This is a genomic window from Streptomyces flavofungini (assembly GCF_041028215.1).
Lineage (GTDB): Bacteria > Actinomycetota > Actinomycetes > Streptomycetales > Streptomycetaceae > Streptomyces > Streptomyces flavofungini_B.
This window is the reverse complement of sequence record NZ_JASKYR010001219.1, coordinates 1-1,744: the sequence shown is the minus strand read 5'-3', so window position 1 is coordinate 1,744 and position 1,744 is coordinate 1. Positions and strand designations below refer to the sequence as shown.

The following is a 1,744-nucleotide window of genomic DNA, read 5'->3' as shown; positions in this document are numbered from 1 at the left end:
GGGTCGCGGCGTCCGGCCGGGGTCAGCGGGCGCCGCCGCGCGGGCTGTGGCGGTGCGCGAGCGCTTCGTAGGAGGCGGCGAGGGCGGGGGCCGCCGTTTCGTACGTCCGCTGGGCGACGCCGACGAACAGGCAGTCCACGACGAGCAGTTGGCTCGTGCGCGAGGACATGGCGGCGGGGCGCAGCTCGCTCTCGCGGGCGGTGGAGGTGGTCAGTATGTGATCGGCGTACTGGGAGACCGCGCCGTCCGGGCGGCCTGTGATCGCGATCGTGGTGGCCCCGTGCTCGAAGGCGACGCGCAGCGGCTCTATGACGTCGCCCGTCGAACCGGAGTGGGTGATGGCGATCGCCACGTCCTTGGCGCGCAGCGTCACGGCGTTGGTGACGGCGAGGTGCGGGTCGGAGTGCGCGTGCGCCACATGGCCGATGCGCAGCAGCTTCTGGGCCAGGTCCTGGGCAACGAGGCCGGAGGCCGCCACTCCGTAGATCTCCGCGCGGCGGGCGCCCGCGAGGGCGGCGACGGCCGCGCCGAGCTGCACGGTGTCGAGTGCGGCCGCGGTGTCGGCGAGGGTCTGTTGCTCGTCGTAGGCCAGCTTCGCGACGACGTCGGCGATGGGGTCGTCGACGGCGATGTCCGCGGTGACGGCGGGCGCGCGCCCGGACTGCTGCTGGGCGGCGAGTCCGGCAAGGGCGAGCCGCAGGTCGCGGTAGCCCGGGTAGCCGAGGAGGCGGGCGGTGCGGACGACCGTGGCCTCGCTGGTCCCGGTGAGCTCGGCGAGGCCGGTGACCGTGAGGGCCGCGCAGCCGGCCGGGTCACCGGCGACGGCCTCGGCGACCCGCTGCATGGACCGGGTCATCGAGGGTGCGAGGGTCCGCACCTTGGCCGCGAGGGCGGCGGGGGCGGGAGGTGCCGCGCCGGTGAAAATTTCCTTCACGTCATGGGTCACTTCTGAAAGATATTTTCGGCACGGGCCCCGGTCAATACCCCCGTCTCTCTTCGTCGGCACCCCCATCTTTTCTCGTCCGCCACGTGCGGGGCGACAATGGAGGGCATGGACACGATCGACCCACTGGAGCAGGCGTTGCACGCCGCCCGCGCGCTCGTCCTCGCCGACCTCGTGGCCCGGCAGGTGGCGGAGGCCGAGGTCGTCTCCCTGGTCGAGGAGTCGGTGGCGCACCGGCGCTGGTGGGTCGAGCAGTGGCCCGAGGGCATCGAGTACGTGGCCGGGCTCGTTGCCCAGGACGTCCAGGACTCGCTCCTGGAGCGGTACGGGCGGTGGCCGCTCTGCCCCGTCTGCGGCTCGGGCGACCCCCACGCGCTCGACGTCGAACCGGAGCTGGGGCCTGACCCGCACTGGGTCTGCGGCAAGGCGGGCGTCGTCGTGGCGCCGGTCGGCGGGCTCACGTGACGGTCTACATCGACCCGCCGGTGTGGCCGGGCCACGGCCGCCTGTGGTCGCACCTGGTCAGCGACGTCTCGTACGAGGAGCTGCACGCCTTCGCCGCCGCTATCGGCGTACCGCCGCGCGCCTTCGAGCGCGACCACTACGACCTGCCGTCCCATCGGTACGAGGACGCGGTGCGGGCGGGGGCGGTCGAGATCGGCTCGAAGGAGCTGGTGCGGCGGCTCACGGAGGCGGGGCTGCGGAGGCCCAAGGGGCGGCCCGCGTAGGGGCCCGCGTGCGGGCCCGCCCATTGGGGGTTTGTTCGCTCAGCGGCGACGCGCCGGGCGTTCAGGGCCGGGG

The 1,744-nt window shown here is 73.9% G+C and carries 3 protein-coding genes; 2 read left to right on the top strand and 1 reads right to left on the bottom strand.

Annotation, left to right across the window (positions count from 1 at the left end; all coding sequences use genetic code 11):
* Positions 1-22: 22 nt before the first annotated feature.
* Positions 23-946: a MurR/RpiR family transcriptional regulator gene (locus tag AB8Z36_RS39900; protein WP_369218251.1), complete on the bottom strand. Its 924-nt coding sequence runs from the start codon at positions 944-946 to the stop codon at positions 23-25.
* 105 nt (positions 947-1,051) lie between these two features.
* Between AB8Z36_RS39900 and AB8Z36_RS39895 the strand changes: the two genes are divergently transcribed.
* Positions 1,052-1,408, top strand: a complete 357-nt coding sequence (locus AB8Z36_RS39895; protein WP_369218250.1) for a hypothetical protein — start codon at positions 1,052-1,054, stop codon at positions 1,406-1,408.
* On the top strand, positions 1,405-1,671 hold the full coding sequence (locus AB8Z36_RS39890) for a DUF4031 domain-containing protein (RefSeq protein ID WP_369218249.1): 267 nt from the start codon (positions 1,405-1,407) through the stop codon (positions 1,669-1,671). The genes AB8Z36_RS39895 and AB8Z36_RS39890 overlap by 4 nt, the downstream gene beginning before the upstream one ends.
* Positions 1,672-1,744 lie beyond the last annotated feature (73 nt).

Excerpts from the sequence above, each read along its gene's own strand:
- AB8Z36_RS39895 (WP_369218250.1), top strand. The coding sequence starts at position 1,052 with ATGGACACGATCGACCCACTGGAGCAGGCGTTGCACGCCGCCCGCGCG.